At 65.2% G+C, this 24,862-nt stretch carries 24 protein-coding genes; 7 read left to right on the top strand and 17 right to left on the bottom strand.

What is annotated here, in order from left to right; translation table 11 throughout:
• The first annotated feature begins 38 nt into the window (after nt 1-38).
• Nucleotides 39-587: an integrase core domain-containing protein gene (locus tag ED208_RS09665; RefSeq protein ID WP_123211699.1), complete on the top strand. Its 549-nt coding sequence runs from the start codon at nt 39-41 to the stop codon at nt 585-587.
• A gap of 322 nt (nt 588-909) precedes the next feature.
• Here ED208_RS09665 and ED208_RS09660 read toward each other — a convergent pair whose 3' ends face one another.
• Nucleotides 910-1,428, bottom strand: a complete 519-nt coding sequence (locus tag ED208_RS09660) for an SMI1/KNR4 family protein (RefSeq protein ID WP_123211698.1) — start codon at nt 1,426-1,428, stop codon at nt 910-912.
• A gap of 235 nt (nt 1,429-1,663) precedes the next feature.
• Between ED208_RS09660 and ED208_RS09655 the strand changes: the two genes are divergently transcribed.
• Entirely contained in the window at nt 1,664-2,197 is a 534-nt protein-coding gene (locus ED208_RS09655) for an REP-associated tyrosine transposase (RefSeq protein ID WP_123211697.1), read from the top strand.
• A gap of 144 nt (nt 2,198-2,341) precedes the next feature.
• Here the strand turns inward: ED208_RS09655 and ED208_RS09650 are convergent, their stop codons facing one another.
• The 11 genes from ED208_RS09650 to ccmC form a co-directional block, all read right to left on the bottom strand.
• Entirely contained in the window at nt 2,342-3,679 is a 1,338-nt protein-coding gene (locus ED208_RS09650) for an aminotransferase class V-fold PLP-dependent enzyme (protein WP_123211696.1), read from the bottom strand.
• Complete coding sequence (locus ED208_RS09645; RefSeq protein WP_123211695.1) at nt 3,676-4,062, bottom strand: hypothetical protein; 387 nt, start codon at nt 4,060-4,062, stop codon at nt 3,676-3,678. Before ED208_RS09645 ends, ED208_RS09650 begins: the two co-directional genes overlap by 4 nt.
• 226 nt (nt 4,063-4,288) lie before the next feature.
• The gene (locus tag ED208_RS09640) at nt 4,289-4,888 is read right to left on the bottom strand and encodes a Slp family lipoprotein (RefSeq protein WP_158608497.1); all 600 of its coding nucleotides are present in this window, start codon (nt 4,886-4,888) and stop codon (nt 4,289-4,291) included.
• A 340-nt stretch (nt 4,889-5,228) separates the two neighbouring features.
• Nucleotides 5,229-6,479 carry a c-type cytochrome biogenesis protein CcmI gene (gene ccmI, locus ED208_RS09635; protein WP_158608496.1) on the bottom strand — a complete coding sequence of 417 codons (1,251 nt, stop codon included), beginning with the start codon at nt 6,477-6,479 and terminating at the stop codon, nt 5,229-5,231.
• A gap of 2 nt (nt 6,480-6,481) precedes the next feature.
• Nucleotides 6,482-6,985: a cytochrome c-type biogenesis protein gene (locus ED208_RS09630; RefSeq protein ID WP_123211692.1), complete on the bottom strand. Its 504-nt coding sequence runs from the start codon at nt 6,983-6,985 to the stop codon at nt 6,482-6,484.
• Nucleotides 6,985-7,509 (bottom strand): DsbE family thiol:disulfide interchange protein, encoded by a 525-nt coding sequence (locus ED208_RS09625; RefSeq protein ID WP_123211691.1) that lies wholly within the window; start codon nt 7,507-7,509, stop codon nt 6,985-6,987. Before ED208_RS09625 ends, ED208_RS09630 begins: the two co-directional genes overlap by 1 nt.
• Before the next feature lie 10 nt (nt 7,510-7,519).
• Nucleotides 7,520-9,538, bottom strand: a complete 2,019-nt coding sequence (locus tag ED208_RS09620; protein WP_123211690.1) for a heme lyase CcmF/NrfE family subunit — start codon at nt 9,536-9,538, stop codon at nt 7,520-7,522.
• Nucleotides 9,539-9,737: 199 nt separating this feature from the next.
• A complete protein-coding gene (locus tag ED208_RS09610; RefSeq protein ID WP_123211689.1) occupies nt 9,738-9,950 on the bottom strand; it encodes a type II toxin-antitoxin system HicB family antitoxin in 213 nt (70 codons plus the stop codon).
• The gene (gene ccmE, locus ED208_RS09605) at nt 9,947-10,441 is read right to left on the bottom strand and encodes a cytochrome c maturation protein CcmE (RefSeq protein WP_123211688.1); all 495 of its coding nucleotides are present in this window, start codon (nt 10,439-10,441) and stop codon (nt 9,947-9,949) included. The genes ED208_RS09610 and ccmE overlap by 4 nt, the downstream gene beginning before the upstream one ends.
• Nucleotides 10,438-10,596 (bottom strand): heme exporter protein CcmD, encoded by a 159-nt coding sequence (gene ccmD / locus ED208_RS09600; RefSeq protein ID WP_123211687.1) that lies wholly within the window; start codon nt 10,594-10,596, stop codon nt 10,438-10,440. Before ccmD ends, ccmE begins: the two co-directional genes overlap by 4 nt.
• A complete protein-coding gene (gene ccmC, locus ED208_RS09595) occupies nt 10,596-11,348 on the bottom strand; it encodes a heme ABC transporter permease CcmC (protein WP_123211686.1) in 753 nt (250 codons plus the stop codon). Before ccmC ends, ccmD begins: the two co-directional genes overlap by 1 nt.
• Before the next feature lie 542 nt (nt 11,349-11,890).
• On the opposite strand from ccmC, the gene ED208_RS09590 reads away from it, so the two are divergent.
• A complete protein-coding gene (locus ED208_RS09590) occupies nt 11,891-13,003 on the top strand; it encodes a helix-turn-helix transcriptional regulator (protein ID WP_123211685.1) in 1,113 nt (370 codons plus the stop codon).
• Here ED208_RS09590 and ED208_RS09585 read toward each other — a convergent pair.
• The 4 genes from ED208_RS09585 to ccmA all read right to left on the bottom strand — a co-directional run bounded on the left by ED208_RS09585 (nt 13,000) and on the right by ccmA (nt 18,537).
• A complete protein-coding gene (locus tag ED208_RS09585; RefSeq protein WP_123211684.1) occupies nt 13,000-14,925 on the bottom strand; it encodes a di-heme-cytochrome C peroxidase in 1,926 nt (641 codons plus the stop codon). The two genes, ED208_RS09590 and ED208_RS09585, sit on opposite strands and share 4 nt — an antisense overlap.
• 25 nt (nt 14,926-14,950) lie before the next feature.
• Nucleotides 14,951-16,843: a c-type cytochrome gene (locus ED208_RS09580; RefSeq protein WP_148044723.1), complete on the bottom strand. Its 1,893-nt coding sequence runs from the start codon at nt 16,841-16,843 to the stop codon at nt 14,951-14,953.
• Between the two features lie 429 nt (nt 16,844-17,272).
• Nucleotides 17,273-17,950 (bottom strand): heme exporter protein CcmB, encoded by a 678-nt coding sequence (ccmB, locus tag ED208_RS09575; RefSeq protein WP_123211682.1) that lies wholly within the window; start codon nt 17,948-17,950, stop codon nt 17,273-17,275.
• Nucleotides 17,947-18,537 (bottom strand): heme ABC exporter ATP-binding protein CcmA, encoded by a 591-nt coding sequence (gene ccmA, locus ED208_RS09570; RefSeq protein WP_123211681.1) that lies wholly within the window; start codon nt 18,535-18,537, stop codon nt 17,947-17,949. Before ccmA ends, ccmB begins: the two co-directional genes overlap by 4 nt.
• A gap of 88 nt (nt 18,538-18,625) precedes the next feature.
• On the opposite strand from ccmA, the gene folD reads away from it, so the two are divergent.
• The 3 genes from folD to ED208_RS09555 all read left to right on the top strand — a co-directional run bounded on the left by folD (nt 18,626) and on the right by ED208_RS09555 (nt 23,101).
• The gene (folD, locus tag ED208_RS09565) at nt 18,626-19,480 is read left to right on the top strand and encodes a bifunctional methylenetetrahydrofolate dehydrogenase/methenyltetrahydrofolate cyclohydrolase FolD (RefSeq protein ID WP_123211680.1); all 855 of its coding nucleotides are present in this window, start codon (nt 18,626-18,628) and stop codon (nt 19,478-19,480) included.
• Between the two features lie 76 nt (nt 19,481-19,556).
• Entirely contained in the window at nt 19,557-22,691 is a 3,135-nt protein-coding gene (locus ED208_RS09560; RefSeq protein ID WP_199720584.1) for a valine--tRNA ligase, read from the top strand.
• Nucleotides 22,691-23,101: an FxsA family protein gene (locus ED208_RS09555; protein ID WP_123211679.1), complete on the top strand. Its 411-nt coding sequence runs from the start codon at nt 22,691-22,693 to the stop codon at nt 23,099-23,101. Before ED208_RS09560 ends, ED208_RS09555 begins: the two co-directional genes overlap by 1 nt.
• Before the next feature lie 15 nt (nt 23,102-23,116).
• Here the strand turns inward: ED208_RS09555 and ED208_RS09550 are convergent, their stop codons facing one another.
• Nucleotides 23,117-24,616 (bottom strand): DUF3336 domain-containing protein, encoded by a 1,500-nt coding sequence (locus tag ED208_RS09550; RefSeq protein ID WP_233574988.1) that lies wholly within the window; start codon nt 24,614-24,616, stop codon nt 23,117-23,119.
• 119 nt (nt 24,617-24,735) lie between these two features.
• Between ED208_RS09550 and ED208_RS09545 the strand changes: the two genes are divergently transcribed.
• The coding region (locus tag ED208_RS09545; protein ID WP_148044722.1) for a hypothetical protein at nt 24,736-24,862 on the top strand (127 nt) is incomplete at its 3' end.

Here is a 24,862-nt window from a genome sequence, read left to right as displayed (position 1 = left end):
GCCTGCGCCTACACCTCAAACACCGCCGGCCGCGACCGATGCCGGTCAACCGCATCTGGGCCATCGACCTAACCGGTAAAGGCGACGCGCAGGGGGCACAGCATGCTCTGCTGGGCATCGTTGATCATGGCTCGCGCGCCTGCCTGCTGCTGGAACGCATCAGGGATCGTTCTTCGCTCGGCCTGCTACTCAAGATCGCGACCACCGTCCACCGGTACGGATGCCCCAAGCTGATCCGCACCGACAACGAGGCCGTCTTCACCTCCAGGACCTTCCGCGCGGGTCTGGCACTGATGGGCATTCGCCACCAGCGAACCCAAGTTGCTTGCCCTTGGCAGAACGGACGGATCAAGCGCTTCTTCGGCACGCTGAAGAGCAAACTCGACCGATGGATCGTCAAGGACGCTGCGCAACTCGACACCAGCCTCCGACTGTTCCGGTTTTGGTACAACCATGTCCGCCCGCACCGGCACCTGGACGGTGCCACCCCGGCCGAAGTCTGGAGCCGGCCCGGCAAAGGGCGGGGGCACGAACAATGGTTCGAGGCTTGGGACGGCTTACTGGCGGGCTATTACCACCCGGCTTAGAAGTGGGTGGTGGCGAGTGGTGTCAACAACATGGGCAGTCCTGTCCGGGGAATCGGCGGGTCGCGAGGGACCTAGTCGAGATTTAGCGACATAGAAACGGTTACGAGCGCAAACGGAGCCGCCTGAGTCTGGTCCCGCTCGCCGCGATGGCGGCGTAATCTGCGATTTGGCCATCAAAACCGGCACGAATCGGCAACGAAATGAGGCGGCGGACAGGCGGACGGGACAGCGTGCAATGAGAAATTCGGTGAATGGGTAAGCTGTCACCGTAATTCCAACCGTAATTCCAACCGGGCTACGCTCGCTTTGATTCTTGATTCCCCTACCGCGACTTCCGCATCTGCTCGGTGAGACTCCCCATATAACTCAGCCAAGACGGATAGATGGCCGGCTCTCCAGGTAGGTAAACCACCACGTTTCCATGAGCTCGCGACTTAGGAGAAACCACCAAAAAAATCGCCCCTGAGCTACCGCCTGCGCTGTAGATCATCAGCACTTCATCGTCTTGAATGCCGAAGCCGATCTCATCGTCGTAAAGAAAGGCATCTCGAATAGCCTTTGCATAAGTTCCATATTTATGGGACCGAGAAATAACAAATTCCTTGAGATCCTCCGTCCCCGGCAAGTCGGCTCCTGGCACATAGTTTCGGATGCCATTAGACGTTCGCAGGAAGTCTTTGTAGTCACCAGGCAATTCGACTCCAATTGTCTTCTCTAAGGCATGTATCTGCTCTTCCGTTGCCGGTTCGTTCCACTGTGGCGGTCGCGCCTTCCAGGCAGCTCCCTGTTCACCTGCCGCCAGGCAAAATGCCGTTAGTAGTTCGACCCAGGCAACGCTCATTTCACGGCTTCCTTGAGATGTCGAGAATTAAGAATGAGTTCGGAGTGTACCCGACGGGATAAGTCGCGTTTTGCCGTCCAATACTAGAGTTAAAACGCCGGGTCATTGGCATGTGGTAAACAGGCGCAGCCTGATGCGTCCAAATTGCATCAGCCAGCGTAGCCCGGATGCAATCCGGGGCCACCATCTGCATCTGCGTACCCGCCCCGGATTGCATCCGGGATACCGTTTGGCAATGGTTTTATACCGCCGCAGCCGGATTGCCAATGCGCCGTACTTCCTGACGATGACCTTGCGGGATCGGCGTTCGTCGCTGTTGGTGGATCACATCGCCTTGCTGCGCGAGGCGTTCCGCGACGCCCGGCAACGACAGCCGTTCGAGACCCTCGCGGTAGTGGTATTGCCAGAGCACCTTCACTGGCTCTGCGCCTTGCCGGAAAACGACGCTGATTTCTCGAATCGCGTGCGCCTCATCAAGCGGGGATTCACGGTGCGTTTGCTGGCGGCAGGGCTACCCCTGCGACGGGATGCACGTGGTGAATACCGGCTTTGGCAGCGGCGTTTCTGGGAGCACACGATCCGCGACGATGAAGATCTGCGGCGGCATGTGGACTACATCCACTACAACCCCGTCAAGCACGGCCTGGTGGCTGCGGTGAGGGACTGGCCACATTCTTCGTTTCATCGCTTCGTCCAGCGGGGCTTGCTGAATGCCGATTGGGGTGGCGAGGCTGGGACAGCGCCGGAAGGTGGGTGCGGGGAGCCTTGAACTCCGCAGTGAGTTGGTATCGGGCTGTGCCTGGGATTGGGTTCCGGCGTGAACCAACCCCGGATTGCATCCGGGCTACCAATCGGGTGCTCACCTCAAACGGCGAGGACGAGGGCTTTCCCCCAACCCCGCCGAGCTTTGGCGCTAACTGCTCCGCAAGGCCTCGGCGGCGGCGACCAGATCCGCCTCGCTGTTGTAGACATGGCTGCACAGCCGGATCGCCAACGGCGGCTCGCCTTCGGTGGGCACCGGCACGTCGCAGAGCACCTGGTTGTCATGCACATAGGCCGCGTACAGGCCGTGCTGTTCGTACAGATTGCGGAAGGCGGCGACCGCCTTCGCGGGCTCGGGCATTTTCACCACGCTGATGCCCAGCGCGTAGCGCTCGTCCTCAGGCGTGCGCAGCTCGAAGCCGGCGGCGCGCAGTTGCTGGCGCAGGCTTTTGCCCAGCGCGTGTATGCGTGCCTCGATGGCGGCCGGGCCTAGCGCCAGGTGGAATTCCAGGGCGGCGCTCAGGGCTGGGAACAGCGCGTCGTTGCGCTGACCCAGGCACTCGAAGCGGGCTGCCCCCTTGGGCAGGCCGGCTTCCGGGTAGTTGAACTCGTAGTCGTAGCCCACCGTGTGCGGCTGCAACTGTTCGGCGCGCTCCGGGCGCAGGTAGAGGATGCCCAGCTCGCGCGGACCCATCAGCCACTTGTGGGCGCTGCTGGAATAGCTGTCGCAGTCCATCGCCCGCAGGTCGAGCGCGATGGCGCCCCAGGTCTGGGCGCCATCGACGTGCACGAACACCTCCGGCCGCGCGGCGTGGATGGCCTTGCACAGCGCCGCCGCCGGCAGGCGCAGGCCGCTAATGTTGGACAACTCGCTGAAGCTCACCACCCGCGTGCGCGGCGTCAGCGCGGCGAGGAAGGGTTCGATCAGCGCCTGCTCGCTGCGTGGCTGCTCGGGCAGTTGCACCACCTTGCAGACGAAGGGCCGGCGGGCACGCCGATAGCCCCAACTGCGGTTGTTGGTGTGGTGGTTGTGGTCCCAGAGCACCACCTCGTCGTCGGGGGCGAAGTCAAAACCATTGACGACGGTGGCATTGGCCTCGCTGGTGTTGCGCACCAGGGCAACATCGCGGCCATCGGCCAGGCCCAGGTGCTGCGCCAGCAGGCCGCGCAGGCGGGCCAGCTCGGTTTGCAGGAACAGGGCGCGGTGATGGAAGGAGACATCCGCCGCCAGCCGCGAGCTGGCCTCGGCATAGGCCTGCTGCACGCGCCGCAGGGGGGGCGTGAGGTTGGCGGCGTTGAGCGGAATCTTCGGTGCCGCAGCCTCGGCGAAGGCGAATTCGCGGCGCACCGCCGGCCAGTCGCCGGGCGTGGGCAGCGGCGTGGCGGCGCTGGCGCTTTCAGAGACGAGGCCGGCTTGTAGCAAGCGGCCACCGCTGGCGGCGGCGAGGCCGGCGCCACCGAGGGCGAGCAGACGGCGCCGGCTGATCATGCGCGCGCTCCCGTGGCCGAGCGACGCCAGATCGCCCAGACCAGCAGTGGCCCGGCCACCAGCAGCAGGCCGGCGCCCAACTGGCTCAGCAAGGCGAGCAGAGCACTGCGCAGGCCTGCGGTCAGGACGGCATCGGCGGTGTACGGCGCGGCGCGGTAGCCGAGCAGGATCAGCGCCGCGAGCAGCAGGCTCAGCAGCCAGGCGAGCAGCAGCGCGGCGCGCTTGCCGACGCGGCCTTTGCGGCTGCGCGGCTGGGCGCCAGCGCCCAACCAGAGCAGGGCCAGCAGCGCGCCCAGCGCCACGCCGAGGGCGGCCGGCAGAACCGAGAACTGCGCGGCGGCGAATACCGTCTCCCACTGCCTTGCCATCAACCAGGCCTGCATCGGCGCCACTCCCCAGTTCGCGTGTCGGTCGCCGGGGAGTATCGGTAGCAGGCGGATTGGCTCCAACTAGTAAATGCAGTTCTGCGCGGAGCAGCCGCTCGGCGCGGATGACGAAGATAGGGCCTGTCAGCCGCTACGAACGCAGCCCCCCGCCCTCAGGGAAGGAACGGTCGCCCCTGGACTCACGCCTTTCGCCGGCGCGCCTCGCGGCCGGCGACGAAGACGCCTAGAAGCGCAGTCGGCCCGGACTCGGCAGACTGATCGGCGGCGCCGACATCGGCACCTCCCGGCGCGGCGCGGCCGGTGCGGGGCTGGACAGCGCGCCGGTCGGGGCGGCGGGTTCACGCCGCACGTAGTACACCGGGTAGGCGTAGTAGTACGGATAGCCGATCAAGAAGTCCGCCCCCACCACGGTCTGCTCCGGAGAGGGCTTGGGCCAGAGGTAGACCTCGGTCGCCGCGACCTTGGGGTACTGGTAGGGGAACTCGCCGATCTGGCGCGACTCGCTGCCGTTGAGCGTGCCGACCACGGTCACTTCGCGGCCACCTTCGTAGGCCTTGGGGTCACGGAAGCCGGGGATGCAGGCCAGGAAGCGGCCGTCGTTGCGGTCGCTCTGCTTCGGACGCGAGCTGGAATCCAGCGGCCGGGCGAGGATCTCGAAGCAGCTCTGCTCGGCCTTGTTGTCCATCGACAGCACCACCCCGCCCCAGCGGATTTTCTGTCCTTCCGGCGGCGCCTTCAGCGCGCTGACCTCGGTCGGAGTCAGCTTGGGGAAGTCGCCACGCAGGGCCTGCGGCGGCGCGCAGGCGGTGAGCAGCAGAGTCAATCCCAGAACGGGGCCGGTGCGGGGAAGAAGACGTGGGTAGGGCATGGGAACTCAGCGGTATTCGGAAGGGACGGCCGCCGGGGCCATCGCGAGGCGCGGCGGGCGGGTCACGACACGGGCCGGGCGCGGCTGACAAGCTCTAAGCGAGTGCGCGCGCGGGGCGGTGCGTGGACCCTGTCAATAACGCTCGAGCGCGCAGGACGCCGACACGGCAAGCACCAAAACAGCAAGGCCAAGCCAGGGCAGCGCCGCTGCGGAGTGCGCCGCTAAAGGACTGAAAGCTGCGGGGCCACCGGAACGCGCGCCGCCATCCAGGGCACGCGGAAAAACTGGCCTGATCTCAGCCGCCGACCCGCTCGCGGATCACCAGGGTCTGCGGCTGGCCGGCCGCTTCGCGGCCGAGTTGCAGGCTGCCCTGCAGATCGCCGGGCTGGGCCTGGGCGCCACCGGACTGCGAGAGCCGGGCGGTGATGGTCCAGCGGTCGAACTGCGAGAGCTTCATCGCCGGGGTCATGGCCATGCTGTCATCCAGCTTCACCGTCAGCGGCAGGCGCGCGCCGGGCAGGCGCTGCACGGCCAGCGGCATCGGCGGGCCGGAGGCAGCCTTGGCGAACACGAACAGCACCGCGCCCGGCGGCAGCTGCGCGGTCAGAGCCGGGTCCAGTTCCACGGTGATGCTCAGGCTCAGGCCCGTCGCGACGGCGCTCTGGTTGCCGGCGGCCTGCGCCGCAGCCGGCGTCGCGGCGGCCGTCATCGGCGCCCCACCCTGCAACTGCCGCAGCTCGTCCAGGCGCTGCACGACGGCGGCGCGGATGTCTTCCGGCAGCTCCTGCTGGAGCAGTTGCCCGAACCGCGCCTGCGCCTGCGCATAGTCCTTGGCCTGGGCGTTGGCGAGGCCGGCGTACCAGAGCGTCTTGCCGTCGTCCGGCGCCAGCTTGAGCGCGGCCTCGAACAGCTGCTGCGGCCGGCCCAGCAGGTCGCGATCACGGGCCATGGCCAGGGCCTCGCCCTCGCCGGTCAGGAGCGCCGGGTTGTTATTGCCCGACAGCTCGTTGGCCTTGGCGTAGGCGCTGGCCGCCTCGGCGTAGCGCTCCATCACGAAGTAGGAACGGCCGAGCATGGTCCAGCCTTCGAGACTGTCAGGCTCGGCCTGCAGACGCGCTTCCAGCTTGGCGACCATGGCGGTGATGTCCGGCGGCTGGCCGCTGTCGGTCGCGACCGGGCCCTGGGCGATCTGCTCGGCGGTGCGCCAGCTGCCGGCCTGCACGTACCAGACCGCGCCACCGACCACGAACAGCACCGCCAGCAACAGCGCCGGCGCCAGCTTGCCCGGGCTCTCGGCGCTGCCGGCCTCCCGCGCATCGGCCTCGCCCAGCAGGCGCTGGTCCAGCTCGCGCTTGAGCTGGCCAGCCTCTTCGGCGCTGAGCAGGCCGGCGGCCTGCTCGGTCTCCAGCTCGGTCAGCCGCGTGCGATAGGCGGCGATGTTGGCGGCGCGGCGACGCTGCGCAGCGGGCAGCTGCGCCTGCCAGAACGGCCGGGTCAGCCAGAAGGCGGCGATCAGGGCGAGGATCGCCATCGGCAAAACGGACATGCTCATTCCTTCGGGTTTCGCGCGGGGGCGTCCTGCGCGGCCAGGGCGGCCTGGGTCTCGGCCAGCAGGCGCTGCACGGCCTCGGGGTCCACGGGCTTTTCGGTCGTCGCCGCCGGCTGCCGGGTGCCGCGCACATAGCGCAGCGCCCACACCAGCCCGCCCAAGAGCAGCAGGAACGGCCCGAGCCAGAGCAGCGCGGTGCTGGCCTTGAACGGCGGCCGGTACAGCACGAAGTCGCCGTAGCGCTGGGTGAGGTAGTCGATGATCTCGGCCTGGCTGCGGCCGGCGACGATCTGGGTCTTGACCTGATTGCGCAGATCCACCGCCAGCGGCGCACTGGACTCGGCGATGGTCTGGTTCTGGCAGACCAGACAGCGCAGCTCGGCAATCAGCGCCTGGTAGCGGACTTCCTGCGCGGGGTTGAGGCCTTCGACATCGGCGTGGGCCAGCGCAGCGGCGAGCGCCAGCGCCAGGCCGGCAAACAGACGGGAGAGGACAAGGCGCATCAGGATTTTCCGGTACCGGCCAGCAGCGGCCGGATCTTGGTTTCCCAGGCTTCCGGCGTCATCGGCCCGATCTGCTTGTAGAGGATGGTGCCGTCCGGACCGACCACGAAGGTTTCCGGCACGCCGTACACGCCCCAGTCCAGCCCGGCGCTGCCGGCCGTGTCAGCAATGACACTGCGGTAGGGATTGCCGTGGCGGTCCAGCCAGGCTTGGGTGTCGGCGTCGGTGTCCTTGTAGGCGAGTCCGACGATCTCGACGCCCTGCTCGCGCGCCAGCTGCATCAGCAGCGGGTGCTCGACGCGGCAACCGGCGCACCAGCTCGCGAAGTAGTTGACCAGCACGGTGCGGCCGCGCCAGTCGGCGGGTGTGAGCTGCGCCGGCGTGCCGCCCAGGCCGGGCAGCGCGAAGGCCGGCGCCGGCTTGCCGACCAGGGGGCTGGGCACTTCGCGCGGGTCGCGGGTGAGGCCGACCGCGAACAACGCGATCAGGCCCAGCAGCACGACAATGGGGACGAGGTATTTCATCGCGTCGGCATCAGGCGACGAGGCTCGCGGCTGGCAGCGGCGCGGCAGCGCGCGCGCCCAGCCGGTAGCGGCGGTCGCTGAGCGCGATCAGGCCGCCGAAGAACATCAGCACCCCGCCCAACCAAACCAAGCGGATCGCCGGCTTGTAGTACAGACGCAGGCTCCAGTCGCCGTTCGGATTCTGCGGGTCGAGCGGCTCACCCAGCGCTACGTAGAGATCGCGGTGCAGGCGGGCATCGACGCCGGACTCGGTCATGACGCTGCGCTGCGAGGGGTAGAAGCGCTTTTCCGGCGCCAGATCGGCCACCGGCCGGCCAGCGCGGGTCACCGTGACATGGGCGGCATCGGCGGTGAAATTGGGGCCTTGCGACTCGCGCACGCCCTCGAAGGCGAATTCGTAGCCGGCCAGCTCGGCACTGGCGCCCGGCGACAGCCGCACGTCGCGTTCGACGCCATAGCCGGTGACATAGGCAACACCCAGCATCCACAGACCCAGGCCCAGGTGCGAGAGCGTCATGCCCCAGGCGCCGGCCGGGACGCTGGCGAGAGCGACAGCGGTGCCGACGCCGTGCTGGCGCTTGGCGCGCAGGCGCTGCCAGACCTCCAGACCCGCCGAGCCGAGCGTGAACAGCGCCAGCCAGGTGGCGACCGTCACCGTCAGCTTGCTGCCGAAGCTGGCGCTGACCGGCGCCAGCCACAGCGCCAGGCCGGGCAGCACCAGGGCGACAGCCAGCGCCAGCAGCGCCGGACCGCGCAGGCGACGCAAGGCGCTGCGCCACTCGCCCTTCTTCCAGGGCGTCACCGCGCCGACCGCGACCAGCACGAACAGCGGCGCGATCAGCGGGAAGAAGATGGCGTTGAAATAGGGCGGGCCCACCGAGATCTTGCCCAGCGCCAGGGCATCCACCACCAGTGGATAGAGAGTGCCGAGCAGCACGCCGAAGCAGGCGGTGACCAGGAACACATTGTTGAGCAGCAGCAGGCCTTCGCGCGAATACAGGCGCAGCTCGCCGTCGGTCGCCAGCTTCGGTGCCCGCCAGGCGTAGAGGCTCAGCGCCGAGCCGATCACTACCGCCAGAAAGCCGAGGATGAACACGCCGCGCGCCGGGTCGCTGGCGAAGGCGTGCACCGACACCAGCACGCCGGAGCGGACCAGGAAGGTGCCGAGCAGCGACAGCGCGAAGGCGAGGATGGCGAGCAGCACCGTCCAGCTCTTCAGCAGGCCGCGTTTCTCGGTGACCGCCAGCGAATGGATCAGCGCGGTGCCGGCCAGCCAGGGCATGAAGCTGGCGTTCTCGACCGGGTCCCAGAACCACCAGCCGCCCCAGCCCAGCTCGTTGTAGGCCCACCAGCTTCCGAGGGTGATGCCCATGGTCAGAAAGGCCCAGGCGGCGGTGGTCCAGGGCCGCGTCCAGCGCACCCAGGCGGCGTCGAGCTTGCCGGTGATCAGCGCAGCGATGGCGTAGGCGAAGGCGACGCTGAAGCCGACATAGCCCATGTAGAGCATCGGCGGGTGGATGATCAGGCCAGGGTCTTGCAGCAAGGGGTTGAGGTCGCGGCCTTCCAGCGGCACCGGGTAGATGCGCTCGAAGGGGTTGGAAGTGATCAGCATGAACAGCAGGAAACCGGTCGAGACCGCGCCGAGCACGGCGATGGCGGTGGCCGACAGTTCCGCCGGCAGGCGGCGGTTGAACAGCGACACTGCCAGCGTCCAGCCCGAAAGCATCAGCCCCCAGAGCAGCAGCGAGCCCTCGTGCGCGCCCCAGACCGCCGAGATGCGGTAGACCAGGGGCAGCTTGGAGTGGCTGTTGTCGGCAACGTAGGCGACCGAGAAATCCTTCTGGATGAAGGCCCAGGTGAGCGCCGCGAACGACACCGCGATCAGCAGGAACTGCACCTGCGCCGCCGAGCTGGCAACCGCCTGTGCCCGGGCGTTGCCCTTCCACAGTCCCCAGGCGGGGACCAGGGTCTGGGCCAGCGCCGCGATGAGGGCGAGGATGAGGGCGAAGTGGCCGAGTTCAGGGGTCATTGAGGCAGCGGTTTACTTCAGTGGCGGCGCGAGGCCGAGGTCGGCGCAGATTTTGCGCGCTAGATGATCGTTGATCTCGTTGTGCCTAGGTACAGCGCTGCGTTTGTTGTTGACTGGGTGATGCCACCAGGAATGTCGCCCCCTTCACGCAGCAATTCACAACCTTGCGCGCTCAAGTAGCGCAGCAGGTCGCGCCGTTTCATGCAGCAATCAGCAACTCTTCAAATCCCGGGCCGGCGGCTAGACGAGCTTCGGCGCGGTTCATTTCCAGCGCCTCCTCCAGCGTTAGCCGCAGGGACTTCAGCAATTCTTCGCGGCTGGCCTCCTGGCAATTCACGCCGGGAACTTCTTCCACCCAGCCGATCCACCAGTCGCCCTGCTGCTTGATGACGGCGGTGTAGTTCTGCTTCATGGCTGCACTCCTTGCGCCGCAGTTTCAGCGCCCATTGTCACCTGAGACTTGAACTCGCCGCAGGAATGCTTGCCGCCCTGCTCCTTCAGCGAGGCGGCGAGATCGGGCGAGATGTAGTTCTCGTCGTGCTTGGCCAGCACCTCGTCGGCGACGAACTGGCCGTCGGCCGCCATGGCGCCGGTGGCGACGATGCCCTGCCCCTCGCGGAACAGATCCGGCAGGATGCCCTCGTAGCGCACGCCGATCACCTTGGCGCAGTCGGCGAGGCGGAATTCCACCAACAGGCCCTGGCCGCGCTGCACGCTACCCTTCTCGACCAGGCCGCCCAGACGCACCTTGGCGCCCACCGGCGACTTGCCGGCGACCAGGTCCGAAGGCGTCTGGAAATACATCATGTTCTTGCGAAAGGCGGTGAAGCCCAGCACCGCCGCCAGGCCGACGCCCAGCACGAGCGCACTCACCGCCGCCATCCGCTTCTGCCGCTTGGTCATGCTTCGCCGCTCCGCTCGGATTCGTCTTCCGCCCGCTCAGACAGGCGTTGCCGCAATTCGTTGCGCACACGCCGGGGCGACCACAGGTTCCAGACCACGACCAGGGCGCTCAGGCCGTAGCTGGCCCAGATGAACAAGGCATAGCGGGGGTCCATCAGCGTGAGGCCTCCATCAGCTCGCGCACCCAGCCGGCGCGGCGTTCGCGCTCCAGCAGGATGTTCTGCATGCGCCGCAGCAGGGCGGCGGCGAACAGCAGGTAAAAGCCGGCCAGACTGGCGAGCAGCGGCCAGAGCATGGGCGTCGACATCTTGGGGTTCTTGATGCCATCCACCGACAGCAGGGTGGAGCCCTGGTGCAAGGAGTTCCACCAGTCCACCGAGAACTTGACGATGGGCACGTTGACCACGCCGACCAGGGCCAGCCAGGCGCAGGCGCGGGCGGCGGCGCGCGGGTCGTTGAAGGCGCCGTTGAGCGCGATCACGCCGATGTAGAGGAACAGCAGCACCAGTTCCGAGGTGAGCCGCGCGTCCCAGACCCAGTAGGCGCCCCACATCGGCTTGCCCCAGAGCATGCCGGTGACCAGGGCCACCAGCGTGAAGCTGGCGCCGATGGGCGCGGCGGCCACCACCGCCACCTCGGCCAGCTTCATGCGCCAGATCAGCGCGATGGCGCCGGCCACCGCCATCAGCGCGTAGATCGACAGCGAGATCGCCGCCGTAGGCACATGCACGTAGATGATGCGGAAGGCATCGCCCTGCTGATAGTCGGGCGGCGCCAGATAGAGACCGGCGTAGCAGGCGGCAGCGATCAGCAACAGCGACAGGCCGGCCAGCCAGGGCGCAAGGCGCTCGGCGAAGCGGAAGAAGCTCGGTGGCGAGCCCAGGCGGTGGAACCAGGTCCAGTTCATCGGTTCAGCTTTCCAGGGCATTACGCAAGACGGCGAAAGGGACCTGCGTCAGGTTCAAGGCCAGCGACGCATCGGGGAAGTATAGCGGCGCGGTCGGCGACGGCTCGTACATTTCGATGCGGGCAGCAAAAAACGGCTCTGCATCGAAACCCCAGGGGAAATGCTGCCGGCGCCATAACCGCCAGGCCGAAGGGCGCACAGATGAGCAAGGCAGATCCAGCGCCCCCAGGACGGCAGTCGGAGGCAAGCCTCCGAGGCAAAATTTTGACCACCGTTGAAATAATCCCTGGATCCAGACTCCATATTTCACTTTCAGCCACCTTAAAAGCAGAGTGTATCCGCATTTAAACAATAATTATTTATAAATTCCTAAAAACTACATTCATTCAGCACCAGCCTCATTTTCTTGATCATTTCAGCATAAAATACAATTGCATTGCCAGATGCTGGCATGATACGTGCAAAAAAATTCATATCGACCGATTAACTGCCCACCTCGGACCTCAGGATTGATCCCCCAAGCGCAGAAAGACAAACAACCAATGATCAAAAAAATTGACATGGTGGTTCCCGATGAATTCCTGAAGCCCATGCTTCCCGTGGCCTATGGCTTGCTGATCATCGAGATTGCGGCAAATCACGGCATAAATCAGAAACAAATGACCGAGGGAATCATCCAGAAACCCGCCATTCTGAGCGACCCCAACGAAAAACTCTCCCACATACAGTGGCTGCGCTTGGTTTCCCGCGCCCTCAGGCTTACCCAGCGCGCGGAATTCGGCATCGAGTTCGGCCTGCTGAACAGTCCGCTCATTCACGGTTCGGTTGGTCATGGCCTGCTGAGCTTACCGACCGTCAGGGCCGCCCTGGATTTCGCCATTCGTTATTCCAGCCTGATAACGGTTGGAATCGGAACCAGACTTATTGAATCAAACAATAGCGCCTACATTAACTTTGCCGAACAATATCCACACGAATCGATTTTCCCTTTCTGCGAAAAAATCCCCACCGGATTCATCCGTCGCTGCATTGCAGAGATGTTCACCATTGGCTGGTGGTCCGTCCTGAACAGGGCTGGATTATTCGTGGACCATCCGGTGCTCCTGCATTTCAATTTTCCGGAGCCCGAGCATATAGGCCTATATGTCTCCCAATTACCACCGATCAAATTCAATAGCGAAAGATTAGCCATCGAGTTTCCCCTGGCGGTTCTGGACCGGCCCATCAATCTGGTCGATCCCATCGCAGCCAGGCTGGCTGAGGCACAGTGCCAGAGCCAATTGCGCTCCCTGAACATGGAAAGCAGCCTGATCGACAAAGTGCTTTCGGCGATCATCAGCGCTGGATACGAACCCCATCCGCGACTGGAAATGATCGCCGAGCGACTGCATACCTCACCCCGCACCCTGAAACGCCGCCTGCAGGAACACGGCACCAGCTACGAGAAGCTCCTGAACCAGCAGCGCCAGGCCGATTGCTACAAGCTGCTCAGCAACCCCCGCCTCTCGATCGAAGTAATCGGACACCAGCTGGGTTACTCGTCGCAGAACAACTTCAACCGCGCCTTCCGTGGCTGGACCGGAACCTCCCCCAGCACCTACCGCAAGAGGCAACTGGGGGAGGCCGCAGACCAGAGGCCTCCCCAGCCCCGTTAAAGAGTCTTGAGGTATTCCACCAAGGCCTTGCGCTCGACATCGGTCAGACCTTGCTTGGGAAAGTTGTGACCAGTGTTGAGGTTGCCCTGAATGCCCGTATCCATGAGGAATGAGTTGCCAGGAACACTCTTGTCCGTGAGATAGCCGACCTTGACAGGATCAAACTGCTCGGTGCCTGTCCAGAACATCTTGGGGCGCTCTGACTCGGGCGAAAGCAGATCGTAAAGAGTCGGTACGGAACCGCTGTGCAGGTAGGGTGCCGTAGACCAGACACCGTTGAGCGGACGGGCACGATAGGCCAACCATCGGTGATCACTCGCCAGACATGCTTCCCCGCGCGCTTTTTTGTCCGCAGGAGGGAGAGGCTCGTCCTGCATCGTGAACCCGGACGTCGTTATACGGTTCAGCAATTGCAGGGAGGATTCACCCGGCAAAGGCAGGAAGCCGGTCTGCCGCAATCCGCCGACGTAACTGTTTAAGGTTCCGCTGACGAACTTGTCGATCTGACCGAGGATGATAAGCAGCACTGCGGTCGCCTGAACGTCACCCACCTTGTTGCGGTTACCGATGATGCCGCCACCACTCGGCGTGCCATCCGGCAGAATCGGCATGCCCTCCAAGTCGCCGGACTGCATCGTGAACTGGTAAGTGTTGCAGGCCATCCACTTATCGGTGCCGATCGCGTTCTCACCCTTGAGCGGCACGAGCGTCGTCAACACAGGCGTTTCAAGATCGTCGCGACTGAGTTCCATGTGGCAGCCGGAACAGCCCTTGCTATCGAACAAAGCCTCTCCCTGTGCGACCAGGGCAGCATCCGGTGCGCCGAATACATCGCTCGGCCACGCAGGAGACTTCAGTCGATTGAGCAGATCGCCGAAGGTCAGCAGCGTCTTGAAGTCGATGCTGGACTTGAAGCCCTTCAAATTGGCCGGGAACGGCGTCGAAACGACATCACCGAAGTCGCCCATGACCACCCCGATGTCGCCCGCGAAAAACAGCGGGTTGAACCGATAGCCGTTGGAGTCGAGCAGGTTCAGTGAAGGCGCGAAGCCGCTGGACTGAAGATGATCCATCTGCGGAACGTTCCATAGTGCCGGGAAGCTGGTCGGAGCGTCGTTCGGGTTGTAAGTTGGCTCTTTCGAGTGCAGTACGTTCTGCCACGCATTCAGCACCAGGCCTGTTGCGTCGATGCGACCCGGCCCACCGGCAACGTCGTTCTTGGCCAGCGCGAACAACGCGTTCATGCGCTCCTCGATGATGACCTCCATCGATGCGCGCAGCATTCTGCGGTTGCTGTCGCTGTCCGAAGCCCCGAGAACTCGCTTGGCAAAGCGCTCGAACCTAGCCGCATCATCGCGAGTGGCTTCCAGTGCTTCGGTCATTGTCTTGAAGAACAGGAAGGTATCCGCCAGCGTCGCGCCACCGTTCACCGTTACCGCCTTGCCGTTGTATCGGATATCGGCCGAGTGACAGCCCGAGCAGTTCACCCCGAGCCAAGGTTCGGTGGTGGACTGGCCCGCCTTCCAGCGCAGCTTGGTAATGCCGTAATCCGTGTCATCGGTCGCATTGAGCGCGAAGCCACGCGGGAGCACCATGCCATCCGGCAAGGTGCGCAAGGGCATCTTGTACACGTCATACAGATAATCGGGATTCATGAACATCCCCGTGCCTTTGGGCTGCTCTAAGGCCTGAGCCCAAGTCCACGGCAGCAGACGCGAGCCGGTGGAGGTGTTCATCCATGTCGCCAGTTCTTCGGCTGTCCATCCCTGATCGAGAATGACCGGCACGCTCAGCGCCGGCTGTTCCGCCGCCGACGGCGTAACGCTGCTTCCGAGCGGCGCCCCGTCCGTCGAGGCGCCGCAGGCAAACAGCAAAGGGAACACAGCCGTCGCAGCACCCAGCGACAGATTGCGCATTTTCATCGAAGTTCTCCCCGTCGATCCGGGATCAAAGGGACTTCATGTATTCGACGAGCGCGCGGCGCTGCCGCTCCGTCATCGTGTCCACGCCGTAGACGTGCCCCCCGTTTAGGTTGCCGAGGATGCTGGTGTCGAACAAAAAAGTGTTGTTCGGCGCCGCTGCGTCGGTGCGGTAGCCGGCGTTGACCGGATCGTATTCCAGCGTGCCTGCAAAGAAGGTCTTGGCGCGCTGTTCCGGCGGCAACACGATGTCGTACAGCGAAGCCACGGAACCGTTGTGCAGGTAAGGCGCAGTCGCCCAAACGCCGTTCAGTGAACGACCCTTGTATGCGATCAGCGAGTTGTCGATCGCCAGGCACTCAGCCATGCGGGCCGCCTTGTCTTCCGACGGATGGGTGATAACCGGATTGACCTGCAACGCCTTCAGCAGTATTTCGAGCGTGAGACCAATCGGCAGATCGAGCGCATCGGCCAACGTGCTTTCGAGGAACTCTTTGGCCGCACCAGCGAGGTTCTCGTCGGAACTACCGAGAATCAGCGCGACCTGGAGCCAAGCGGTCATGTCGAGCATGTAAGCCTCCTGCCCCATAAGGCCCGTACCCTGAACCGTGAGCGACGGCAGCGTCGGCATACCCATCATCTCGCCGGAACCGGTGTAGGACTGATAGCCGTTGCAAGCCGCGACTGGATCGGTGACCAGCGGTTCGAGCGCCGCAGTGAGCAGGTTGTTGCTCGCGGACGGATTGAGACGCGTACGGTCGGTCAAGATCGGCGTGACCAGATCGGTGCGGTCGAGCACCTGATGGCAAGCAGCGCAGCTACCGGCGAACAGCGTCTCGCCTTCCGCGACCAGCGCAGCATCCAGCGCACCGAACAATTCGGTCGGCCACCGTGGGGGGCGCAGCCCTCCGAGGTTGCGTTCAATCGTCAGCAGATTCGGCACGTTGGCGCTGGTGACGTAGCCCAGACCGAGCGGCTGAATCTCCATGTCGGCGAACACGCCGGACACTTCGCCGATGTTGCGCACCAGCGCACCAAAGTCATACCCACCAACCTGAATCTTCGGTGCGAAGGCCGTCCACTGCACTCGATCGAGCTGCGGCACGTTCCACATGAACGGATAGTTCACTGGCGCATCGGAAACAATTTTTCGGTGCGTGTCACCAGCTTCGACGACACGCGAGACGCGATCATAGATATGACCGACGGCATCGAGGCGACCCGGTCCGTAGGCAATACCGTCAGTCCCACTCTGCTCGGAATACAGGTGGTTGCGCGAGTCATAGCGCAGCTTGGTCACAGCCGCGCGCAGCAAGGTGCGGCTTGCGGCGGTGTCGTCCGAACCGAGCACCTTCTTGGCGAATCGCTCGAACTTGGCATTGTCCTTCAGGGTTTCGGCAAGCGCCTTGTTCAGATCGTCGAGAAAAACCTGGGTCTCGATCATCGCCTGCCCACCCGGCACGGCGAAGCTCGTACCCTGATAGGAGATTTGCGAAGTGTGGCAAGCGGCGCAGGTGAAACCCGTCCACTTCTCGGTGGTGCCCTGCCCGCTCTTCCAGCGCAATTTGGTTTGGGTGAAACTGCTGTCGTCCATGCTGTTGATAGCCCAGCCGCGCGGCAGGCGTACAGCCGCGCTTTGCGAGTCGTACATGGGCATGCGGTACTTGGTTTCCATGACGTCATCGTCAAGGAAAGCGAGCGTCGAGCCCGGCTGCTCGAGCGCGAGGAACCACGACAGTGGCAGCACGCGCGCGCCTTGGTCGATTTCGTACCACTGAGTGATCTGCTCAGGTGTCCAGGCCTGATCCAAATCGACCTTTACAACCGGGACCGCCTCCGGTTGCGCCAACTCCGCTGTCGATACGGCGGAATTGCCACAGGAACTAAGCACAGGCACCAGTACCAAAGCGGACAGCAGCAATCGGGTTCTCATCGAAAATGCTCCAAATGCGCAGACGATTTAATGAAGGGGGATTTAGGGGTTTTCGTCTGTTGCAGCGCAGCACGAAAAGTGACTAGATCGTCACGGATTGCAGCCAGACCCGCCACATCACTTGGGGTCAGGCTCTCCATCAATTGGGGCCAGTCGGCAATCCGTGTCCGCCCACGTCAGGCGGCCCGCATCTAGCGGTAGCGGCACCAAGCAGTGTCCGGCTGCCATGCTCAGGTGCTCAGCAGAGCGTTGCCTCGCCGGGCGTCCAGCAGTCTTGGACAGAGACAGGCATATCAACCCAGGCCAACCAACAGACAGCAGCTCGATCCCCACTGCGCAGTAGGCAGCAGCTCAGCGGCGACGGAGGGGAGTTCGGAACAGGCAGAAGCGACGAAGGACCAGATTCAGCGAATCGGCTCAGCCTTCCAGGGCGTTGCGCAGGGCGGCAGCGGCGGCGAAGGGCACCAGCGTCAGGCTCAAGGCCAGTAACGCGGCGAGGAAGTATAGCGGCGCGGTCGGGTCCAGCCCCTGTGCAGCGGCGCGGGCGGCGCCGGCGCCGAAGATCAGCACCGGGCTGAGCATGGGCAGCACCAGGATCGGCAGCAGCACGCCGGCGCGCGGCAGGCCAACGGTGAGCGCCGCCGCGAAGCCGCCGAGCAGCACCAGGGTCGGCGTGCCCAGCAGCAGGGCCAGGGTCAGGGCGCGGCCGGCGGCGGCGTCCAGGCCCAGACCGGCGGCCAGCAGCGGCGCCGCCAGCACCAGCGGCAGGCCGCCCAGCAGCCAGTGCGCGGCCAGCTTGGCCAGCACCGACAGCGGCAGCGGCAGCGGCGCCAGGGCCAGTTGCTCCAGGCTGCCGTCCTCGTAGTCGTTGCGGAACACCCGCTCCAGGGTCATCAGGCTGGCGAGCAGGGCGGCGATCCAGACCAGGGCCGGGGCATAGACCGGCAGGCTGGGCTCGTTGGGCGCGACTCCGAGCGGGAACAGCGCCACCACCAGCGCGTAGAACAGCAGCGGTTGCGCCGCCTCGGCCGGCGCGCGTGCGGCCAGCCGCAGCTCGCGGCCGACGACGGCACCCAGGGCGCGCGGCAGGCTCATCGCAGACTCCAGTGCCGCACCGGCAGATGCTCTTCCGGCAAGGCCTGGTGGGAAGTGACCACCGCGCCGCCGCCGGCCGCGCAGTGCTCGGCGAGAAGGCCGGCGAGCAGGGCCGCGCCTTCGACGTCGAGACCGGCCAGGGGCTCGTCCAGCAGCCACCAGGGCCGGCGCTGCAACAGCAGCCGCGCCAGGGCGCTGCGCCGCTTCTGGCCGGTGGAGAGGGTCCTCACCGGTCGCTGGCGGGCGGCCTTGAGTTGCAAGCGGTCCAGCGCGGCGGGGATGCCGGCCGTGTCGGCGCCGTGCAGGCCGCACCAGGCTGCGAGGTTTTCCACCGCCGAGAGGGCCGGATGCAGGGCGTTCTTGTGGCCGATCCAGTGCAGTTGCTCGGGCTCGGGGCCGCTGAAGCGCCCGGCCTCGGGGGTGCGCAGGCCGGCCAGCACTTCCAGCAGCGAGGTCTTGCCGGCGCCGTTGCGGCCTTGCAGGTGCAGCACCTCGCCGGGCGCGATGCGCAGGTCCAGGCGCTCGAACAGGACGCGATCGCCGCGGGCGACGGTCAGGGAGTCGAGGACGAGCGGAGCGGCGTTCATGGGGCGCGGATTATGGGTGGCGGCCGGCGAGCCCGTAAAATGCGCGGCCTTCGCGGGGCGCGCCCCGCCCCGCCCGGCTACAGACCGCATGACCGCACAATTGATAGACGGCAAAGCCGTCGCCGCCAGTGTCCAGGCCCGCGTCGCCACGGCGGTCGCTGCCCGACTCGCCGCCGGCAAGCGCGCGCCCTCGCTGGCCACCATCCTGGTCGGCGCCGATCCGGCCTCCCAGGTCTACGTGCGCAACAAGCGCCTGGCTTGCGAGAAGACTGGCATCCGCTCCATTCCGCTGGAATTCGGCCCGGAACTCGGCGAAGCCGCGCTGCTGGCAGAGATCGACCGCCTGAACGCCGACCCCAACGTGGACGGCATCCTGGTGCAGATGCCCCTGCCCGCCCAGATCGACCCGGAAAAGGTGGTCGAGCGCATCCACCCGGACAAGGACGTGGACGGTTTCCACCCCAGCAACATCGGCCGCCTCGCCTGCCGCGCGCCGCGCCTGCGGCCCTGCACGCCCTATGGCGTGATGGAGCTGCTGAAGAGCATCGGCGAGCCCTTCAAGCGCCGCACTGCGGTGGTGGTGGGCGCTAGCAATCACGTCGGCCGGCCGATGATGCTGGAGCTGATGCTGGCCGGCGCCACCGCCACCTGCTGCCACCGCTTCACCGCCGATGTCGCCGCCGAAGTCGGCCGCGCCGACATCCTGGTGGTCGCGGTCGGCAAGCCCGGGCTGGTGAAGGGCGAGTGGATCAAGCCGGGCGCCACCGTCATCGACATCGGCATCAACCGCCTCGACAACGGCAAGCTGGTCGGCGACTGCGATTTCGAGTCCGCCCGCCAGCGCGCCGCCTTCATCACCCCGGTGCCAGGCGGCGTCGGGCCGATGACGGTCGCCATGCTGATGCAGAACACCCTGACCGCCGCCGAACTGCGCGGCGCCTAGCGCGCCTGACCCCGGCGCCGAAACTCCCCGACAGCAGACGATGCGCCCGCCACCCGGGCGCCGAGAGACGTACGACATGAGCGAAATGGAAAAAACCTACGAGCCCGGCGCCATCGAGGCACGCTGGCGCGCGGCCTGGGAACAGGGCGGCTGGTTCGCCGCCGGCCAGCACACGCCGGGCGATGGCGAGGGCTATGCGGTGATGATTCCGCCGCCGAACGTCACCGGCACCCTGCACATGGGCCACGCCTTCCAGCACACCATCCAGGACGCGCTGATCCGTCACGCCCGCATGTCCGGCAAGGACACGCTCTGGCAGATGGGCACCGACCACGCCGGCATCGCCACCCAGATGGTGGTGGAGCGCAATCTCAAGCTCGCCGGCGAGCCCAGCCGCGCCGAACTGGGCCGCGACAAGTTTCTGGAGAAGGTCTGGGAGTGGAAGAAGTACTCGGCCGGCACCATCGGCCAGCAGATCCGCCGCATGGGCTCCTCGGTGGACTGGAGCCGCGAAGCCTTCACCATGGACCCGGCCTACAACGAGGCGGTGATCGAGCACTTCGTGAAGCTCCACGAAGACGGTCTGATCTATCGCGGCAAGCGCCTGGTGAACTGGGACCCGGTGTTGCAGACCGCGATCTCCGATCTGGAAGTGGTCAGCGAAGACGAAAACGGCAAGCTCTGGCACCTGCGCTATCCGCTCGCCGACGGCAGCGGCCAGTACCTGATCGTCGCCACCACCCGCCCGGAGACGCTGCTGGGCGATACCGCCGTGGCGGTGCATCCGGAAGACGAGCGCTATCAGCACCTGATCGGCAAGACCGTGCTGCTGCCGCTCGCCAACCGCGAGATTCCGATCATTGCCGACGACTTCGTGGATCGTGAGTTTGGCACCGGGGTGGTGAAGATCACGCCGGCGCATGATTTCAACGACTATCAGGTGGGTCAGCGGCACAAATTGGCGCAGATCAATGTCTTGACCAAGGACGCCAAGATCGCCGAAGGCTTCCCCTACGCCGGCCTTGACCGCTACGCGGCCCGCAAGCAGATGGTCGCCGACCTCGAAGCCGCGACCGGCCTCGCCTGTGCGCCCGCGACGCAGAACGAGGACGGCAAGCCGCTCTACCCACGCGGCCTGGTCGAGAAGATCGAGGACCACAAGCTGAAGGTGCCGCGCGGCGACCGCAGCGGCGCGGTGCTGGAGCCCTATCTCACCGATCAGTGGTTCGTGGACCTCACACGCCAGCAACTGGCCGATGGTCGTCCGGGTGGCTACACACGCATCACCAAGCCGGCCATCGACGCCGTCGAGTCCGGCCGCATCCGCTTCGTGCCGGACAACTGGAAGACCACCTACTTCCACTGGCTCAACAACATCCAGGACTGGTGCATCTCGCGCCAGCTCTGGTGGGGCCACCGCATCCCCGCTTGGTACTCCACTACAAACTGCACGTACGTTTCTCGGAACGAGCGCTCGGCAGTGGCTGCCTTCGAGGCCGAGATGCAAGCTGTCGAAAAGGCACTCACTCAATACATTCACGGTGACAATTCAGGCATCGGAATTATTGAAACGTTCATCGCAAAGCATCACCAGTACGAAGCTCTGCCAGAACAGTACTTCTTCGACGAGAACGGCGCCCTTCAAGAAGGGCGCCGGAAAAAACTCGCGGAGCTAACTCAGCCAGAAAAGAAAGGAGCGGTTGAATGGCTGCGCCGCGAAATTGAGCAAATGCGGGACTTTGGCTTAATTCAGGACAACGACGTCTTCGACACCTGGTTTAGCTCCGACATCTGGCCGTTCGCGACCCTGGGCTGGCCGCAGCAGACGCCGGAACTGCGGAAGTACTACCCGGGCGCGGTGCTGGTTACCGGCTTCGACATCATCTTCTTCTGGGTGGCCCGCATGGTGATGATGGGCTGTTACTTCAACGACGGCGAAGTGCCGTTCAAGGACGTGTTCATCACCGGCCTGGTGCGTGACCCCGAAGGCAACAAGATGTCGAAGTCCAAGGGCAATGTGCTGGACCCGCTGGACGTGGTCGATGGCATCGACCTCGACACGCTGGTGAAGAAGCGCACCACCGGCCTGATGAAGCCGGAGACGGCGCCGAAGATCGAGGCCAAGACCCGCAAGGACTATCCCAAGGGCATCGCTCCGGTGGGCGTGGATGCGCTGCGCTTCACCTTCGCCGCGCTCGCCACCAATGGCCGCGACGTGCGCTTCGACGCCGGCCGCGCCGAGGGCTACCGCAACTTCTGCAACAAGATTTGGAACGCCTCGCGCTTCGTGCTGATGAATCTCGGCGCCATCGACGCCGAGACCGGTGCCGCGCTCGACGCCCCCTCGCTGGACGGCGAAGCGACGCTCAGCACCGCCGACCGCTGGATCATCTCCACCCTGCAACGCGTCGAGGCCGAGGCGGCGCAGCACTACGCCGACTACCGCTTCGACCTGCTGGCGCAGACGCTCTACCAGTTCATCTGGAACGAGTACTGCGACTGGTATCTGGAGCTGTCCAAGCCGGCTCTGCTCAACGGCAACGACGAACAGAAGCGCGGCACCCGCCGCACCCTGGTGCGGGTTCTGGAGGCCTGGCTGCGCCTGCTGCATCCGCTGATGCCTTTCCTCACCGAGGAAATCTGGCAAAAGGTGGCGCCGCTCGCGGGCAAGGCCGGAGGGTCGATCATGGTTCAACCCTATCCGGTGTCGCAGCCGGAGAAGATCGACCCAGCGGCGGAAGCCGACATCGAATGGCTCAAGGCCTTGATCCTCGGCGTGCGCCAGATCCGCGCGCAGATGGACATCTCGCCCGGCAAGGTGCTGCCGCTGCTGGTCCAGAATGCCAGCGCCTCCGACCGCGAGCGCCTGACGCGCCTGAGCGACAGCGTGGTGTTCCTGGCCCGCGTCGAAGCGCCGAAGCTGCTGGCGGCTGACGAGACCGCGCCAGAGTCCTCCACGGCGCTGCTCGGCGAGGCCAAGCTGCTGGTGCCGATGGCCGGGCTGATCGACAAGGGCGCCGAACTGGCGCGCCTGGCCAAGCAGATCGCCAAGCTGGAGGCCGATCTGGTGCTCACCAACGGCCGCATCGCCAACCCCAACTTCGGCAAGGCGCCGGAAGCGGTGCAGCAGAAGACCCGTGATCTGATCGCCCAGCAGGAACGCGACCTCGCTGCCCTGAAGGCGCAGTCGGCGCGCATCGAGGCGCTCTGATGCCCTTCCTGCTGCTGGCGATTCTGGTCGGGGTGGAAACCTACGGCATCCTGCAGGCGATCAAGCTGATCGGCGGCTGGTACACGCTGCTCTGGCTACTGGGCGCGATGGCCGCTGGCAGCTATGTGATCGCCCACGGCGGCATTACCGCGCTGCGTCGCATCCAGCTGGCGGTGGCGCGTGGCGAGCTACCGGCGGCGGAGCTGTTCAGTGGCCTGGTCACTGCCTTTGCCGGCTTGCTGCTGATCTTGCCCGGCTTCGTCACCGATGCCATCGCCATCAGCCTCTTGCTGGGCGGCGGGCGCATACGCAAGCGGCTCGGCGAGAAGCTCTCCGGCCAGATGGCGCAGGCACGCCCCGACCTCAAGCGGCCGGTGACCCTGGACGGTGAGTACCGCCGCCGAAGCTAGCCCCGCAGCCCCGCGTTAGTCACGGCGGCTGACCACCCGCAGCTTGGCCTTCTTGGCCGGCGTCTCGGCGGCTTCGCCTTCGCGCCGGTTGGGCCGGCTTTCCAGCTCGATCAGGCAGTTTTCCAGCGTCTGACTGATGACCGTCTGGTTGCGGATCATCTCCATCCGCGACCAGGTGGCGCGCTCGCCTTCGAGCATGAAGCGCACCACCGACTCCTGGCTGGGATTGCGGGTGACGTTGGCGTAGCGCCAAAGACTCACTTCCGGAACGATATTGATGTTGCCGCGATAGTCCTGGTCGAGCAGGCCGGCGGCGGTGTCCAGGCCCTGGCGCAAGCCGGCGAACGGCATGTTGGCGCGGGCGAAGTTGAGCACACCGCTGGCGAGGCCTCGGCCGGTGGAATACGCCGCCTGCCGGCTGGCGTTGACCAGTCCACGGCCGTCGTTGTCGCGGCGGCTGACGAAGGGCAGCACGTGCGGATTGGTCTGGCTGACGATGAAGTGATTGACGTTGTGCAGGCGGCGCAGGCGCAGCATCGGCAGATCCGACTTCAGCGAGCCATCGTTCCAGCGCAGCAGCGGCATGTACGGCGTGCGCTCGCCCTCCTCGCTCTTGGTCATCAGCATCACCGGCGGAAACAACACCGGCACCGCGCAGGAAGCGAGTACCGCCTCGCGCACGTAGAGGTAGGGGAAAGTCAGGTGGTTGAGCAGCTTCGGCGCCTGATTGAAGCCGGCCGGCGACACCGTGATGTTGACGATGCGGCCCGAGAGCTTGTGCGCCTCCTCGAAGGTGAGGTCACGGATATTGGTGGCGATGGCGCGCTTGAGCTGATTCTGGTCCATCACCGCGCGACGCAGCAGCATCATCTTCGGCGGCAGCACTTTCCAGAAGTGGTAGTAGGCCTTTTCCGGGTCCAGCAGCTCTTCGGCCTCATGCGGTGCACGGGTGCCCACGGTCGCGGCCACCACCGAGCCGGCCGAGGAGCCGGAGAGCACGGTCGGCAGCAGATTTTCGCGGAACAGGGCCTTGACCACGCCGACATGGAACAGCCCGAGTGTGGCACCGCCGGAGAGCATCAGCGCCGAACGGCCGTAGGACAGCGCGACGCTCTGGAAGAAGTTGAGCTTTTCCGGATAGGCGAACTCGCTGTCCGGCAGGTCGCGGATGAACTCCAGGGCCTCGCAGACTTCGCGCAGGTAGTCGGTGACCAGCTTCTTGGTGCCAACCCGGGTGTAGGTGTAGAGCTGGGTGTTGCCGAGATTGCCGAGGTTCCAGTGCAGGCCCTGGCGCAGGTGATGGATCAGCTTGCGGTGCTGCTGCTCGGCGCGGTACTGACGGATCTGCCTCAGGCGGGAGCGGATCAGTCGCCAGTCGTAGTCGTCGCAGGCGTCCTCCAGCTTCCAGGCGTCGGCGCCCTGATGACGGTCCAGCTCCAATGCCGCCTCGCGCCAGCCGGCGTAATCGCTGGCCCGCTGCATGGCCATCAGGCATTCGCGCTCGACTCTGTCCACAGGCACTGCTCCTCATCGAAAATCGAACGGTATGGTGATGTAGACCCCAGATCACAGCAACTTCGGTGCAGTTCTTGAGTAATAATTACCGGATTTCCAAAAATCACCTGAGACACCGCATGAACATCACCATATTCGGCTCTGGCTACGTAGGCTTGGTCACGGCGGTCTGTTTTGCCGAGGTTGGCAACGACGTGCTGTGCGTGGACGTGGACGAGCGCAAGGTGGCGATGCTGCGGCGTGGCG

The organism is Stagnimonas aquatica, assembly GCF_003730135.1.
In the GTDB taxonomy this organism is placed as follows: Bacteria; Pseudomonadota; Gammaproteobacteria; order Nevskiales; family Nevskiaceae; genus Stagnimonas; species Stagnimonas aquatica.
The sequence above is the reverse complement of the archived record's forward strand: the minus strand, read 5'-3'. Positions and strand labels throughout refer to the sequence as shown.